This window comes from Pseudomonas sp. BMW13, from assembly GCF_013357275.1.
Classification (GTDB): Bacteria; Pseudomonadota; Gammaproteobacteria; order Pseudomonadales; family Pseudomonadaceae; genus Aquipseudomonas; species Aquipseudomonas khazarica.
Genome location: NZ_SUKD01000022.1, coordinates 252,181 through 266,522, shown reverse-complemented (window position 1 = coordinate 266,522; position 14,342 = coordinate 252,181). Strand labels below are relative to the sequence as shown.

13 protein-coding genes and 1 pseudogene are annotated in these 14,342 nt (G+C 64.3%); 7 read left to right on the top strand and 7 right to left on the bottom strand.

Translation table 11 applies throughout. The features are described from left to right. Positions 1-49: 49 nt before the first annotated feature. The 7 genes and pseudogenes from E4487_RS17920 to cobA all read left to right on the top strand — a co-directional run bounded on the left by E4487_RS17920 (position 50) and on the right by cobA (position 8,573). Positions 50-1,042, top strand: a complete 993-nt coding sequence (locus E4487_RS17920) for an ABC transporter permease (protein WP_175254006.1) — start codon at positions 50-52, stop codon at positions 1,040-1,042. 15 nt (positions 1,043-1,057) lie between these two features. Next, positions 1,058-1,852 (top strand): ABC transporter ATP-binding protein, encoded by a 795-nt coding sequence (locus E4487_RS17915; protein ID WP_037047650.1) that lies wholly within the window; start codon positions 1,058-1,060, stop codon positions 1,850-1,852. A gap of 97 nt (positions 1,853-1,949) precedes the next feature. Beyond that, the gene (locus E4487_RS17910) at positions 1,950-2,639 is read left to right on the top strand and encodes a polysaccharide lyase family 7 protein (protein WP_134677898.1); all 690 of its coding nucleotides are present in this window, start codon (positions 1,950-1,952) and stop codon (positions 2,637-2,639) included. 48 nt (positions 2,640-2,687) lie between these two features. After that, positions 2,688-3,134, top strand: coding sequence for a thioesterase family protein (locus E4487_RS17905; protein ID WP_037047655.1), 447 nt, complete (start codon positions 2,688-2,690; stop codon positions 3,132-3,134). A 676-nt stretch (positions 3,135-3,810) separates the two neighbouring features. Continuing rightward, positions 3,811-5,016, top strand: a pseudogene (locus E4487_RS17900) (NAD(P)/FAD-dependent oxidoreductase); the annotation flags it as partial. A 91-nt stretch (positions 5,017-5,107) separates the two neighbouring features. Continuing rightward, a complete protein-coding gene (locus tag E4487_RS17895) occupies positions 5,108-7,819 on the top strand; it encodes a nitrate reductase (RefSeq protein WP_175254004.1) in 2,712 nt (903 codons plus the stop codon). A 10-nt stretch (positions 7,820-7,829) separates the two neighbouring features. Continuing rightward, a complete protein-coding gene (gene cobA / locus E4487_RS17890; protein WP_175254003.1) occupies positions 7,830-8,573 on the top strand; it encodes a uroporphyrinogen-III C-methyltransferase in 744 nt (247 codons plus the stop codon). 57 nt (positions 8,574-8,630) lie between these two features. Here the strand turns inward: cobA and E4487_RS17885 are convergent, their stop codons facing one another. From E4487_RS17885 to E4487_RS17855, 7 genes are all read right to left on the bottom strand, one after another. Next, the gene (locus tag E4487_RS17885) at positions 8,631-9,608 is read right to left on the bottom strand and encodes an OmpA family protein (protein ID WP_037047661.1); all 978 of its coding nucleotides are present in this window, start codon (positions 9,606-9,608) and stop codon (positions 8,631-8,633) included. 108 nt (positions 9,609-9,716) lie between these two features. Further along, a complete protein-coding gene (sigX, locus tag E4487_RS17880; protein ID WP_037047663.1) occupies positions 9,717-10,307 on the bottom strand; it encodes an RNA polymerase sigma factor SigX in 591 nt (196 codons plus the stop codon). 83 nt (positions 10,308-10,390) lie between these two features. Further along, positions 10,391-11,215: a mechanosensitive ion channel domain-containing protein gene (locus E4487_RS17875; RefSeq protein WP_037047666.1), complete on the bottom strand. Its 825-nt coding sequence runs from the start codon at positions 11,213-11,215 to the stop codon at positions 10,391-10,393. Position 11,216: 1 nt separating this feature from the next. Further along, a complete protein-coding gene (locus tag E4487_RS17870) occupies positions 11,217-11,468 on the bottom strand; it encodes a CrfX protein (protein WP_371923282.1) in 252 nt (83 codons plus the stop codon). Between the two features lie 49 nt (positions 11,469-11,517). After that, positions 11,518-12,504: a zinc transporter ZntB gene (locus E4487_RS17865; RefSeq protein WP_150609783.1), complete on the bottom strand. Its 987-nt coding sequence runs from the start codon at positions 12,502-12,504 to the stop codon at positions 11,518-11,520. Between the two features lie 5 nt (positions 12,505-12,509). Continuing rightward, positions 12,510-12,998 carry a ribonuclease E activity regulator RraA gene (gene rraA / locus E4487_RS17860; protein WP_037047675.1) on the bottom strand — a complete coding sequence of 163 codons (489 nt, stop codon included), beginning with the start codon at positions 12,996-12,998 and terminating at the stop codon, positions 12,510-12,512. Between the two features lie 204 nt (positions 12,999-13,202). Then, positions 13,203-14,192: an alpha/beta fold hydrolase gene (locus E4487_RS17855; protein WP_175254002.1), complete on the bottom strand. Its 990-nt coding sequence runs from the start codon at positions 14,190-14,192 to the stop codon at positions 13,203-13,205. Positions 14,193-14,342: the final 150 nt, after the last annotated feature.

The following is a 14,342-nucleotide window of genomic DNA, read 5'->3' as shown; positions in this document are numbered from 1 at the left end:
ACCAGTGGCCGCGCCTGGTCGCGGCCTCAACCGACCCGAGGACAGGACGATGAGCAACCCGAACGTCGCCACTCCGATTCAGCAGACCCTCAAGACAGCGCGTCACAGCGCCTTGCTCAAGCGCCTGGCCAGCAGCCTGATCCTGCCGGCACTGGGCATCGCCCTGTTCCTGCTGTGCTGGCAGGGGCTGGCCAATCACATCCAGACCAGCCTGGGCCAGTTTCCCGGCCCGTTGCAGGTCAGCGAGCAGTTCTCCGGGCTGATCGCCGCCCATCAGCGCGAACAGGATAAGGCGGCCGCGTTCTACCAGCGCCAGGACGAGCGCAACGCCAGGCTGCTGGCCAGCAATCCGGCCGCCGAGGTGAAGATCCGCCCCTACACCGGCAAGCCGACCTTCATCCAGCAGATCTTCACCAGTCTCTATACCGTGGCGGCCGGGTTCGTCATCGCCTCGCTGGTGGCCATCCCCCTGGGCATCGTCTGCGGCCTCAGCAAATCGCTGTACAGCGCGCTCAACCCGCTGATCCAGGTGTTCAAGCCGGTATCGCCACTGGCCTGGCTGCCGTTGGTGACCATGCTGGTCAGCGCCTTGTATGTCAGTGACGATCCGCTGTTCGCCAAGTCGTTCCTGACCTCGGCCTTCACCGTGGCGCTGTGCTGCCTGTGGCCAACGGTGATCAACACCACCGTGGGCGTGGCCGGCATCGACAAGGACCTCAACAACGTCAGCAGGGTGCTGCGCCTGTCACCGCTCAGCCATGTGCGGCGCATCGTTCTGCCGGCGGCGCTGCCGATGATCTTCACCGGTCTGCGCCTGTCGCTCGCCACTGGCTGGATGGTGCTGATCGCCGCCGAGATGCTCGCGCAGAACCCGGGGCTAGGCAAATTCATCTGGGACGAGTTCCAGAACGGCAGCTCCAATTCACTCGGGCGGATCATGGTGGCGGTGATCGTCATCGGCCTGATCGGCTTTGCCCTCGACCGTCTGATGCTTCTGCTCCAGCGCCTGTTCAGCTGGGACAAGAACGCCGTACTGCGCTGACCCAGGAGAACCGCCATGAGCCACGCCCACCTCGAACTGACCAATGTCGGCATCGATTTCCCCACCGATAAAGGCCTGTTCCGCGCCCTGCAGAACGTCAATCTGAAGATCGCCAAAGGCGAGTTCGTCTCGCTGATCGGCCATTCCGGTTGCGGCAAGTCCACCGTGTTGAACATCGTCGCCGGGCTTCATCAGGCCACGGCCGGCGGCATCATCCTCGATGGCCGGGAAGTCAACGAACCCGGCCCCGAACGCGCCGTGGTGTTCCAGAACCATAGCCTGCTGCCCTGGCTGACCTGTTACGAGAACGTCGAACTGGCCGTACGCCAGGTATTTCGCAGGCAGAAGACGCGCGCGGAAATGCGTGACTGGATCGAACACAACCTGGCCCTGGTGCACATGACGCACGCGCGCGACAAACGCCCCGGCGAGATATCCGGCGGCATGAAGCAGCGCATCGGCATCGCGCGCGCCCTGGCCATGCAACCCAAGGTGCTGCTGATGGACGAGCCGTTCGGAGCGCTCGACGCCCTCACCCGCGCGCACCTGCAGGATTCGCTGATGGAGATTCACGCCGAACTGGGCAACACGGTGATCATGATCACCCACGACGTGGACGAAGCCGTGCTGCTGTCCGACCGTATCGTGATGATGAGCAATGGCCCGGCGGCCACCGTCGGTGAAATCCTCCAGGTCGATCTCGAGCGGCCTCGGCAGCGCATGGCGCTGGCGCACGACAGCCAGTACCACGCCTACCGGGCCGCGGTACTGGAATTCCTCTACCAGCGTCAGCAGCGCCCTGCGGCCTGACGTGGCTCTGCCGCGCCGGCTCGAGGGTCGGCGCGGTTGAACCTCTGGCCCGTGAGGGGGACGAAGAAGTGCCTTCAACCGACGAGCAGAGAGTCCCGTGCTAGATCTCACCACCTGGAACCTGTCGATTCCCACCCACCCGACGCCGACCACCATCAGTACCGAGCGCCTGAACAATGCTTACGAGAGCCGCTACTTCCGGCGCAACGCCGACGGCAGCGTGACCTTCTGGGTACCGGTGACCGGCTCACGCACGGCCGATGCCCGCTACCCGCGCAGCGAGCTGCGCGAGACCCTGCGTGACGGCAGCCTCGACAACTGGCTGCACGCCAGTTCGGACAGCTACCTGAGCGCGGTGCTGCAGGTCGACCAGGTGCCGAGTCGCAACAAGGTGGTGATCGGGCAGATCCACAGCACGGACGTACCCGGCAGCCAGAACGATCCGCTGCTCAAGCTGCAGTATCACTACCTTCGCGGTGTCGGCCGCATCGAACTGCTGCTGCGCGCCCGGCCGGGCGACAGTGAAGTGAAGAACATCCTGCTGGCCGAGAACGTGCAGCTGGGCGAGCGCTTTGGCTACGACCTGCGCGTCACCCCCAGCGGGCGCATCGGCATCAGCGTGTCCAGCACGGACGGCGATGCTGGCTCCTACTACCGCCAGTTGAGCAGCAGTTGGGACACCCAGTACCTCTACTTCAAGGCAGGCGCCTATATCCAGGACAACTCGGGGCCGGACAGCGAAGGCGGTCGTGTGACCTTCTACCACCTCAACAGCTTGCACCGATGAGCTGGCCAGGCGCTTACAATCGCCACTTTCCCCGACAGTGACACGATCATGGCGCGCCTGACCCTCGATTTTCCCGAAGACCAGTACTGCTACAGCACCCATCTCACCGTTCGCGTTACCGACATCAACGGCGCCAACCACCTGGGCAACGACTCGATGATCTCGATGATTTCCGAGGCCCGTGCACGCTTCCTGTTCGAATTCGGCATCCGCGAGAGCGACGGCAATGGCGTGGGCATCATCGTCACCGACCTGGCGACGACCTACCGCGCCGAGGCGCATGCACGCGACCAGTTGCTGTTCGAAGTGGGCGTCATGGACTTCAACAAGTACGGCGGCGATATCACCTTTCGCATCACCCGCCCTGCCGACGGCACGCTGGTGGCCATGGCCAAGTCCGGCTTCGTGTTCTTCGATTACCGTCAGTCGAAGGTCGTGCAGATGCCGCAGGAATTCGGCGCCAAGTTCCCCAAGGTCAATCGCGTGGTCGGATAACTGACCTGTTGGCGTGACAGTTGCTGAATCCTCTGCTACGCCTTAGGGCATAACGATAAACAGCCTGTCATGCCAGGTTCATCGACGAATCGGCAGCATGCCAGGCTGACCTTGGGAGGAACCGCAATGCCAGCCATACGCAAGCGCGCTCAACGCACGGCTCTGATCGCCAGCCTCTCGGCCTGGTCCCTGCTCGCACTGCCCCTGCCTACGCACGCCACCTCGGCATCGGCGAGTGCGTTCTCCGGGGCCGTCGCAGCACTGGCAAGCCCGGCGCGCCAGGTCGATTCCATTCGCTGAAGCCTACGGCGCCGCGCACCAGATCAGCGCATCCGGCGTTGAAACAGTGCACCCGCGCCACGAGGCGGGCCACCACCCTGCCCTGAAACGCCCGACAGCAGCGGCTCGGGCGACTTGGCACAAGCGCTGCATTACTGAAGGCACAACTTGATCAAAGCGCGACGCTCAACGAAGAGCGCCGCACTTCCCGGAGACTCGGGACTTGGACAAAGGCGTCCTCGCTAGGTAACTAGCGGGACGCCTTTTTTGTTGCCTGTCATTCCTGGCGGCGACCTTCCAAGCCCGGCGAGCGGCAAACCGCTCCCGGCAAGTTGCTTACCCTGGCACGCCCGATGGGCAGCCAGCGTTACGTGATGGCGCATTCGGGAGAAGCGGCGTGGAAAGACTCAAGCTGGTGATGATCGGCAACGGCATGGCAGGTGTACGCACCCTCGAGGAGCTGCTCAAGCTGGCGCCGGGGCTGTATGACATCACCGTGTTCGGTGCCGAACCTCGGCCCAACTACAACCGCATCCTGCTGTCGCCGGTGCTGGCGGGCGAGCAGGGCTTCGAGGACATCATTCTCAATGACCTCGACTGGTATGCGAAGAACGGCGTCCGCCTGCAACTGGGGCGCAAAGTGGTGAAGATCGATCGCCAGGCACGCCGGGTAGTGGCCGATGACGGCAGCCAGGCGCCCTACGACCGCCTGCTGATCGCCACCGGCTCCAGCCCGTTCATCCTGCCGATCCCCGGCAACCGGCTCGAAGGGGTCATCGGTTACCGCGACATGGCCGATGCACGCATGATGATGGACACCGCCAGGACCCATCGACATGCCGTGGTCATCGGTGGCGGCCTGCTCGGCCTCGAGGCCGCCAATGGCCTCAAGCTACGCGGCATGCAAACGAGCGTGGTGCACATCGGCGAATGGCTGCTGGATCGTCAGCTGGATCGAAGCGCCGCAGCGCTGCTGCAGACGTCGCTGCAGGCGCGAGGGCTGAATCTGCTGCTGGGCAGGCAGACCGCCGAGCTGCTGGACAACGGCGCCGGCCGCGTGCGCGCCGTGAAGCTCGCGGATGGTCAGGAAATCCCCGCCGACCTGGTGGTGATGGCTGCCGGTATCCGCCCCAACATCGAACTGGCGCAGAGCGCCGGCCTTGCCTGCAATCGCGGCATCGTCGTCGACGACACGCTGCAGACCTACGACCCGCGCATCTACGCCATCGGTGAATGCGCGGCTCATCGCGGCGTCGCCTATGGCCTGGTGGCACCGCTCTACGAACAGGCCAGGGTCTGCGCCAATCACCTGGCACAGCTGGGTTTCGCGCGCTACCCGGGCTCCGTGACAGCCACCCGACTCAAGGTCACCGGCATCGAGCTGTTCTCGGCCGGCGACTTCATGGGCGCGCCCGGCACCGAGAGCATCACGCTCCGCGACCCGCTCAACGGTATCTACAAGAAACTGGTGATCGAGGATGACCTGCTGGTCGGTGCCTGCCTGTACGGCGACACCGCCGATAGCGCCTGGTATCTGCGGCTGATCCACGAGAAACGCCACATCGGCGAGCTCCGCGACGCACTGATGTTCGGTGAACTCGCGACACGCAGCCAGTCCGCCCACAGCCAGCCCCATGAGCCCACCAGGCAATGCGCCTGAGCGGCCCGGCGGCCGCCCGCAAGGAGTGTCAGCAATGACCAGCCATCACGTCACCGCCTCCACCTGCTGCTACTGCGGCGTCGGCTGCGGGGTACTGATCGAACACGACGGCGCACGGATTCTCGGCGTCAGCGGTGATCCGGAGCATCCTGCCAACTACGGTCGACTGTGTAGCAAGGGTTCGACCCTGCACCTGACCGGCGACCTCGATGCCCGCGCACTCTACCCCGAGCTGCGCCTGGGCAAGAGCCTGGCACGCTCGCGCACGGACTGGGACAGCGCGCTGGATCATGCCGCCACGGTATTCGCCGAGACCATCCGCCAGCACGGCCCCGACAGCGTCGCGTTCTACATATCCGGGCAGCTGCTCACCGAGGACTACTACGCCTTCAACAAGCTGGCCCGCGCCGTGGTCGGCACCCACAACATCGACTCCAACTCGCGCCTGTGCATGAGTTCTGCCGTCGTCGGCTACAAGCGCAGCCTCGGCAGCGATGCACCGCCCTGCTCCTACAGCGACATCGAGCAGAGCGACTGCCTGCTGATCGCCGGCTCCAACATGGCCTACGCCCATCCCGTGCTGTTCCGTCGCCTGGAGGAAGCCAAGGCCAGACGCCCGCAGATGAAGATCATCGTCGTCGACCCCCGGCGTACCGAGACCTGCGAGCTGGCCGACCTGCACCTGGCGCTGCAGCCAGGCAGCGACGTCGCGCTGTTTCACGGCATCCTCCATGTGCTGCTGCAGGAAGGCTGGATCGATCGGCACTTCATCGACGCGCATACCGAGGGCTTCGCCGCCCTGGAGCGACATGTACACGACTATCCGCCGGCCAGGGTCTCGGAGCTCTGCCAGATCAGCCGCGACGACCTGCTCACCTGCGCGCGCTGGATCGGCCAGTCGCCGAGCTTCCTCTCGCTGTGGTGCATGGGGCTGAACCAGTCCAGCGCCGGCAGCGCCAAGAACAGCGCACTGATCAACCTGCACCTGGCCACCGGGCAGATCGGCAAGGCCGGTGCCGGGCCCTTCTCCCTCACCGGCCAGCCGAATGCCATGGGCGGCCGTGAGACCGGTAGCCTGAGCAACCTGCTGCCGGGACACCGCGATGCGGCCAACCCCGAGCACCGCGCCGAAGTGGCCGCCTACTGGGGCATCGAACAGCTGCCGAGCACTGCGGGCCTGCCTGCCATCGAGCTGTTCGATGCGTTGCACGCCGGGCGCATCAAGGCGCTGTGGATCGCCTGCACCAACCCGGCCCAGTCGCTGCCCAACCAGCGCAGGGTGCACGAGGCCCTGGCCGGCTGCCCGTTCGTGGTGGTCCAGGAAGCCTTTCGCCACACCGAGACCTGCGAGCATGCCGACCTGCTGCTGCCCGCCGCCAGCTGGGGCGAGAAGGAAGGCACGGTGACCAATTCCGAGCGCCGCGTCAGCCATGTACGCCCTGCCGTGCCGGCCCCGGGCCAGGCTCGCGCCGACTGGTCGATCACCTGCGACTTCGCCCGCCGCCTGGAGAAGCGCCTGCACCCCGAACGCCCCAGCCTGTTCGATTTTAGCAGCGCCGAGGCCTTGTTCGAGGAATACAAATCACTGACCCGAGGGCGCGACCTCGACCTGTCCGGGCTGAGCTACGCACGCCTGGACGAACTGGGCCCGCAGCAGTGGCCATTTCCGCCCGGCGCTGATCAAGGCACCACGCGCCTCTACACGGATGGCCGCTTCCCGCACGACTCCGGCCGCGCCCGCTTCCATGCCGATCCCTACCTGACGCCCCAGGAGCCCTGCACCCCCGACTACCCGCTGATCCTCAATAGCGGGCGCCTGCGCGACCAGTGGCACGGCATGAGCCGCACCAGCACGGCCTCCCGCCTGTTCGGCCATGTCGAAGCCGCGACACTCAGCCTGCACCCCGAGGATCTGCAGCGCCGCCAGCTTCAGGACGGCGACCTGATCACACTGAGCAGCCGCCGCGGCAGCCTGATCCTGCCGGTGCAGGCAGACGATGCCCTGCGACCTGGCCAGGCCTGGCTGCCCATGCACTGGGGCAAGCGCTTTCTCAAGGGACTGGGGAGCAACGCACTGACCCTGCCCGCCGTCGACCCGCTGTCCAGGCAGCCCGAGCTCAAGCATGCCAGCGTCGAAGTCAGCAAGGCCGAGCTGCCCTGGCGCCTCGTCGCGCTGGTCGAGGGCGAGGTGCAGAGCCGCTTGCAGGCCCTGCGCCCGCTGTTCGAAGCGTTCGCCTACGCCAGCCTGGTACCGACCGGCCGCAAACGACCGGCACTGCTGATCCGTGCAGCCAGTGCCGAGCCTCCTGCCTCGGAGCTGCTCGAGCGGATCGATCAGCTGCTGCAGCTCAGCAGCGGACCGATCCTGGCCTATGACGATCCGAGCCGATCCATCAGCAAGCGCGTACGCCTGGACGAAGGCCGAATCAGCGGTTTCCGACTGGCCGGCGAAACCCTCGCCGGCCAGTGGCTACGCAGCGTGTGGCAGGACGGACGACTCACAGGCGACCAGCAGCGCTGGCTGCTCGCCCCCCTGTCGGCGCCACCCGGCAACGTCGGCGCAGCGCCCAGCAAGGTCCTGTGCAATTGCCTGAACGTCAGCGAGGCCAAGGTCCGCGCCGGCATTGCCAAGGGTCTCGACCTGGCCGACCTGAAGCAGACGCTCGGTTGCGGCACCAGCTGCGGCTCCTGCGTCCCCGAAATCAAGCGCCTGCTGGCCACCCGGCCAGTCGCGCAAACCCTGTGAGGAACCTGACATGAGTGCAAAAGTCTGGCTGGTAGGCGCAGGCCCCGGTGACCCGGAGCTGCTCACCCTCAAGGCGGTCAAGGCACTGCGGCAGGCCGAGATCGTCCTGATCGACGATCTGGTCAACCCGGCCGTGCTCGAACACAGCCACACAGCGCGCATCATCCCGGTGGGCAAGCGTGGCGGATGCCGCTCCACGCCACAGGCCTTCATTCATCGCCTGATGCTGCGCTACGCCCGCCAGGGCAAATGCGTGGTACGCCTGAAAGGTGGCGATCCGTGCATCTTCGGCCGCGGCAGCGAAGAAGCGGACTGGCTGGCCGCACGAGGCATCGAGGTGGAGATCGTCAACGGCATCACCGCCGGCCTGGCAGGCGCAACCAGCTGCGGCATCCCCCTGACCCTGCGTGGCACGGCCCGTGGCGTGACCCTGCTGACCGCCCACACCCAGGACGACAGCGCATTGAACTGGGCCGCGCTGGCGCAGAGCGGCACGACGCTGGTGATCTACATGGGCGTGGCGAAACTGGCGGACATCCGCACGGGACTGCTCGCCGGCGGCATGCCGGGCGAGATACCGGTGGCGATGATCGAGAGCGCCTCGTTGCCACAGCAGCGCGAATGCCGCAGCCGCCTCACCAGCATGCTCGACGATGCGGCAGCCTTCGCCCTGAAGAGCCCGGCGATCCTGGTCATCGGCGAGGTCGTGCAACAACGCGCCACGCTGGATCTTGCGCAGCTGGCGCACGGATGAGCGCGCAGAAAAAGAAAAACCCGGCCGAAGCCGGGTTTTCTCAGAGCGCCAGATGCATTACTGCTTGATCTGGGCTTCCACTTCGGCTTCAACGCGACGGTTGATGGCGCGGCCGGAGTCGCTGGCGTTGTCGGCAACCGGGCGAGTCTCGCCGTAGCCAACAGCGTTCACGCGCTCACCGTCCACACCGTACTGGTTGACCAGCACGTTACGCACGGCGTTGGCACGACGCTCGGACAGACCCTGGTTGTAAGCATCGCTACCGACGGAGTCGGTGTGACCTTCAACGGTGGTGGTGGTCTGCGGGTACTGGTTCATGAAGTCAGCCAGGTTCTTGATGTCACCGTAGCTTTCTTCTTTCACGCGGTCCTTGTCGAAGTCGAACTTGACGTCCAGCTCGACACGAACGGTTTCCATGGCCGGTTCCGGAGCAGGCTCGGGAGTCGGCTCGACAGCGGCGACGACCGGAGCCGGAGCCGGCTTGCTGCCACCACCGAAGTTCAGACCCACACCGACGCCGGCTTGCCACTCGGTGTCGCCCTGGTCGATGTTGTACAGAGCGTCCACGCCAGCGCGGGCATAGAACATCTCGGTGAAGTAGTACTTGGCGCCAGCGCCTGCGATAGCCAGGGTGGAGTGGTTACGACCACTGCCGTTGGCGTCGCCGATGCTCTGATGGCCGAAACCGGCAGACACGTACGGACGCAGACCGGCAGTCGGCTGGCCGAAGTGGTAGATGGCCTTCAGGTCGGTCAGGTTGCCCTTGATGTTCTTGCTACCGGCAGAACCTTCGCCACGCAGGTCGTGGTACTCGCCATAGGACAGTGCCAGCTCGACGTCGTCGGTCAGGTAGTAGCCGATGCTGCCGCCGAACAGGTTGCCTTCGTCGTGAGCGAAATCACGCTGAGAGTCGGCGAAGTAGCGATTGACGAAACCCTCCACCTCGACAGCGCCTTGGCCTTGCGCCAGCGCGCCGAAGGAAGTTGCGGCAACGATAGAGCCAATCACAACGCCCAAGGTGTTTTTTACTTTCATCCGTTAAATCCCCATCTTGGTGGTTAGTCAGTTGCCAGGTAAATCAGTCGGCAACTTGGCGGCGATTTTATCAGGTCTCGCCATCCCCTTAGTGGTCGGAAAGCTGAACTAAGTTTCGGAAGTTTCCGAAAATTTATCCCGCAACCGATCCAATGCTCGCTTGTAGCGCATCTTCGTCGCGCTCAAGCCCATGTGCATGATGTCTGCAATCTCTTGAAACTCGAGTTCTGCAACAAAACGCAACACGAGAATCTCTCGGTCGATCGGATTGACATGGACCAGCCAGCGGTCCAGACCGCCTCGCTCCTCGACCTTGGGAGTCTTTTCGTCGGACGCTTCTTCAAGTGGGTCCAAACTTAAGGCGTCAATCAATCGACGCTTACGCCGCTCTTTTCGATACTGCGTAATGCACTCGTTGTAGGTAATGCTGTACAGCCAGGTCTTGAACTTGGACTTGCCTTCGAAGTTCTTCAGGCCATAGAGCACTTTAAGCATGACTTCCTGACAGACATCATCAGCGTCCCTTTCGTTCCCTAAATAACGTGCGCACACATTGAATAACGTGCGCTGGTAGCGACGCATCAGCTCTTCGTAAGCACGCGTGATGTGAAACAGCTCGTCATGGGCGCGCGTCACCAGCTCTTCATCGGTGAGCTCGCGGGGGTCGTAGCGCTTGGGCAGTGGCTGAACTTTGTTCAAAACGGGTCGGGCCGACGGTCAGGACGAAAAGTGCCCGACAGGTCACACCTTGCCGGGCAGCTACATAAAATAACAGATTGGCGTCAGCGACTGTTCACGCGTTGCTCGAGCATCACTCGATTCGCGACGGATACCAGCTCACCGCTGTCGGTGAGCAAGGTGGTTTTCACCGTGCCGATCTCTTCGATCTGTCCTTCGACATCACCCACCTGCACTTGTTGCCCGACCTGGTACAACTCGCGCACATAAATGCCTGCCAGGATCTGGCTGGCGATATCCCGACTGCCCAAGCCCAGGGCCAGTGCAACCGCCAGCCCGACGGAAATCAGGACGATGGCGATGACGTTGTTGAGCAAGTCTGTCTTGACTTCCAGCTGACCGATGGCCACGGAAATGCTGATGATGATCACCAGGCCCTGGGCCACGCGGCCAAGACCGTGCGCATACTCCAGACCCACGCCTTCTGCGGCGCCACGCACCAGGCTACTGACCAGTTGCGCCAGCAGCACGCCGGCGAGCAGCACCAGTGCGGCACCGAACACCTTGGGCAGGTACAGCGCCAGCACGTCGAGCGTGGCGGACACGCGTTGCAGGCCGAGGGACTCCGCAGCCGAGACCAGGAAGATCAGCAGCACGAACCAGTAGACGATCTTGCCGATCAGGGTCGACACCGAGGCATGAATGCCCACGCGGGCCAGCATCTTGGTCAGGCCGGTGCCGGTCATCAGGCGATCAAGGCCGACCTTGCCCAGCAGCTTGGACAGCAGGGTATCGAGCAGCTTGGCGACGACGAAGCCGAGCAGCACCAGCACCAGCGCAACGAACAGGTTGGGAATGAAGCCGGCAACCTTGGTCCAGAGTGCGGTCATCGCGGAAATCAGGCTTTGGGTCCAGGGGTCGAGTTCCATTTCAATCAGCCTTATCAGCAGCAGCAGAGGATTGGGTACGGCGCGAAACCGGCGCCACATGCGCCGAACCGTTGTTCAGGGCGATCATCAAGGCCTGTGCCCAGTGCCCCATCAGGCTGAACAGATCGCCCGCACCGACTTGCCGGTTGGCGGTCTTGAGAACCCGGTGCAGACAGGCATCGTCGTCATGGCTGGACGGCGAGGACTTGAGCAAATCGCGTAGAGATTCTTCAAATGGATCGTGCATGCGCACCTCACGGGATGTCACGGCTAGACGTCATGGCAGGGCAATGAGTCACACATCACAGCCAGCGCCAACGGCGGAAAAGCAACAACTGCCCCACCGCCAGCAGCAGCATCAGGCCGCAGGCGACGAAGAAACCGGTGGGATTGTCAGCCCCCGGAATGCCGCCGACGTTGATGCCCAGCAGCCCGGTCAGGAAGCTCAGCGGCAGGAACAGGCCGGTAATCACCGTGAAGCGGTACATGATCCGATTCATGCGCTCGCCAAGCCGGCTGCTTTCCGCCTCGAGCACCAGGCCGACCCGCTCACGGATCAGCTCCAGTTCCTCCAGGTAACGCGTCAGCCTGTTGTTGAGCTCGTTCCAGTAGTCATCGTCGTCCTCGACGAACCACGGCTGCTTGTTGCGTGCCAGCTGCGCATACAGGTCACGCTGCGGCGCCAGGAACCGGCGCAGGCTGGCAGCGCGTCGGCGCACCTGCAGCATCAGGCCGTGATCCGGGCGGTAGCATTCATCTTCGTCGAGACGGTCTTCCTCGTCATCGAGTTGCTCGCTCAGCTCGGTCACCAGATCGTCGACGCGACTGGTCAGGTGACGTGCCAGCTCCAGCAGCAGCTCGGAGGAGGTTCTGGGGCCCTTGCCGGCCTGCAGATCGGCGATCAGCGCATCGGTCGCCAGCAGCGGGCGCAGACGCAGGGAGATGATGCGCCTGGCATCGGCGAAGATGCGCACCGAGACCATGTCCTCCGGCTCGGCCCCTGGGTTGCGGTTGATCCCCCGCAGAAACACCAGCAGTTCATGGTCCGGCAAGGGCAGCAGGCGCGGCCTGGTGTTCTCCTCCAGCAGCAGGTCGCAGCTGAATTCGTCCAACCCGCTGCTCTCGCGCAGCCAGCGCTGCGCCTGCTCCTGGCTACGATCCCAGTGCAGCCAGAGGCTTTCCTGTTCGGCCAGTTGCAGGCTGTCCAGCTGGCTGCGCTCGATGCTGCGCGCACCGCCCTGCCCGTCGAGCACGAAGGCATGCAGCAGCGCGGCATTCGGCCCCGGCATCGCACTCACTCCGGCATGTTCAGCGCTTGCGGGGACACGATGACGCCGTTGTTGTCGGCGTACAGGTACTCACCCGGCTTGAAGGTGACGCCACCGAAGGTCACTGCCACGTTGAGGTCGCCGATACCGCGCTTGTCGGTCTTCATCGGGTGGCTGGCCAGCGCCTGCACGCCGAGATCGGTCTGCGCGATCACGTCGACGTCACGGATGCAGCCATACACCACGATACCTTCCCAGCCGTTCTTGGCCGCCTTCTCGGCGAGCATGTCGCCGAGCAGCGCACGGCGCAGGGACCCGCCACCGTCCACCACCAGTACCTTGCCCTGACCAGGCAGGTCGACCTGCTCCTTCACCAGGGAGTTGTCTTCGTGGCACTTGATCGTGACGATCTGGCCACCGAAGGAATCGCGGCCGCCATAGTTGGCGAACATCGGCTCGACCACCTGAACCAGCTCCGGGTACGCATCGCACAGATCGGGGGTGACGTAGTGCATGACAGAACTCCTTTCGACATTGGATAAGCAAGGGCGGCTGGCGCCGGGGTCACCTTCATTGACCCGCGCTCGCCGGGACAATTCAGCGCAATGCGGCTGCGCCAGGCGAACGAGTGACTGGCAACAAATCCTGAAAATGACCGGCTGCGCCTGATGCGTCACATATTAGCGTCAAGCGCGCCATGAAGAAACGCCCGCAACCCCTCAAGCGTCCTGGCTGGCGCCTCGCTCGGCGAAGCCATCGGGCAATCGCAGGTGCTGCAACCAGTATTCGGCGAGCGGCCATACCTCGCGCTGCGCCTCCTTGCTGACCAGCATCTCGATATGGCCGAAATCGCTGGAGAAGCCAGCCGTCTTGGCCAGCAGGAGAAACTCCGAGTCCGCCGCCGAGCACTGCTCGAGCAGCTTGCGACAGGCCCAGGCCGGGTCCTGATGGTCGCCGGCCGCGCTGACCGCGAGCAGCGGCAGGCGCACCTCGGCAAGCCCGGCCCACCAGTCCCGCTCGTCGTCGGCGAAACGCCCGAACAGGCGCAACCAGCGCAGGGTTTCCAATGCCAGCCCGACGGGCTCGTCCTCGGGACCGCGCTTGAGACGCCGCCCGGACAGGTAGGGAAAGGCACGCAACAACAGGCGGCTGCCCCACTCCAGCGGCGGGATCTTCAGCGGCCAGTAGATGCGGCTGATCTGACTGCCGAACAGTGCCGCCGAGCACGCCCGTGTCTCGTCGAGATAGCCACCGCCAAGCGCGGCGGCCAGGATCACCCCGCCCAGCGAGTGACCGATCCAGTGCGGCACCTGGCCACTCTGCTCGAAGATGAAGTCGGCGATGGCCGGCAGGTCGTAACGTACGTACTGGGCCACGCTGTTGCTGCGGTAGCACTCGTTGCGCGGCGACAGGCCATGACCGCGCATTTCGGCGATCCACACATCGAAACCGGCCCGCGCCAGGTGCGCGCCCAGGCCAATGCCCTTGGGCGAGTACCAGAAGCGTCGATTGGAGAAGCTGCCATGCAGCAGCACCACGGGCACCCCACGGCCATCCTCGTGGCGGGCCGGCCCGAGACGCGTGAGCGCCAGCTCGACACTCGGGTCCGGGCTGTTGTTGGGCTTGAGAAGGTAGATGTCCTCACTGAGGTCGCCACGCAACTCGGCGCTGATCAGAGATACCGGGAAAAGCTCACTACTGCTCTGCATGGACCAAGGAGACCACAATGGCGCTGAACGGCATGCGAAAGAACTGCCGAAAGCAATTCATGCCGCCGTCAGCGACGGACCAGGGGGCTGCCTGCTCGGATGGCAGGCAACGAAAACCGTCGGGAGCGTCTGCACGATCGCTTTCGACGG

What these genes read in the sequence shown, in the direction of transcription:
- E4487_RS17875 (WP_037047666.1), bottom strand. Translation starts at nt 11,215, where the DNA reads ATGGAACTCGACCCCTGGACCCAAAGCCTGATTTCCGCGATGACCGCA.
- E4487_RS17885 (WP_037047661.1), bottom strand. Translation starts at nt 9,608, where the DNA reads ATGAAAGTAAAAAACACCTTGGGCGTTGTGATTGGCTCTATCGTTGCC.
- rraA (WP_037047675.1), bottom strand. Translation starts at nt 12,998, where the DNA reads ATGCACTACGTCACCCCCGATCTGTGCGATGCGTACCCGGAGCTGGTT.
- E4487_RS17905 (WP_037047655.1), top strand. Translation starts at nt 2,688, where the DNA reads ATGGCGCGCCTGACCCTCGATTTTCCCGAAGACCAGTACTGCTACAGC.
- E4487_RS17895 (WP_175254004.1), top strand. Translation starts at nt 5,108, where the DNA reads ATGACCAGCCATCACGTCACCGCCTCCACCTGCTGCTACTGCGGCGTC.
- E4487_RS17920 (WP_175254006.1), top strand. Translation starts at nt 50, where the DNA reads ATGAGCAACCCGAACGTCGCCACTCCGATTCAGCAGACCCTCAAGACA.
- cobA (WP_175254003.1), top strand. Translation starts at nt 7,830, where the DNA reads ATGAGTGCAAAAGTCTGGCTGGTAGGCGCAGGCCCCGGTGACCCGGAG.
- E4487_RS17855 (WP_175254002.1), bottom strand. Translation starts at nt 14,192, where the DNA reads ATGCAGAGCAGTAGTGAGCTTTTCCCGGTATCTCTGATCAGCGCCGAG.
- E4487_RS17915 (WP_037047650.1), top strand. Translation starts at nt 1,058, where the DNA reads ATGAGCCACGCCCACCTCGAACTGACCAATGTCGGCATCGATTTCCCC.
- E4487_RS17865 (WP_150609783.1), bottom strand. Translation starts at nt 12,504, where the DNA reads ATGCCGGGGCCGAATGCCGCGCTGCTGCATGCCTTCGTGCTCGACGGG.